The organism is Paraburkholderia sediminicola (genome assembly GCF_046027355.1).
Taxonomy (GTDB): Bacteria; Pseudomonadota; Gammaproteobacteria; order Burkholderiales; family Burkholderiaceae; genus Paraburkholderia; species Paraburkholderia sediminicola_B.
This window is the reverse complement of record NZ_JAQQEK010000170.1, coordinates 1-256: the sequence shown is the minus strand read 5'-3', so window position 1 is coordinate 256 and position 256 is coordinate 1. Positions and strand designations below refer to the sequence as shown.

Annotated in this window: 1 pseudogene; it reads left to right on the top strand. The window is 60.5% G+C overall.

What is annotated here, in order from left to right:
- Positions 1-256, top strand: a pseudogene (locus PQR42_RS45755) (electron transfer flavoprotein subunit alpha/FixB family protein); the annotation flags it as partial.

The following is a 256-nucleotide window of genomic DNA, read 5'->3' as shown; positions in this document are numbered from 1 at the left end:
ACCGCAACTCGAAGCAGGCCTTGCGGAAAACATCGAAGCAACGGTGGTGAACATCGCGAACGGCTACACGCACATCCTCGCGCCGGCAACCGCCTACGGCAAGAACATCACGCCGCGTATCGCAGCGAAGCTCGACGTCGCGCAGATCAGCGACATCACGGCAGTGGATAGCCCGGATACGTTCGAGCGCCCGATTTATGCCGGCAACGCGATCGCCACAGTGCAATCGGCTGACCCGATCAAGGTCATCACAGTC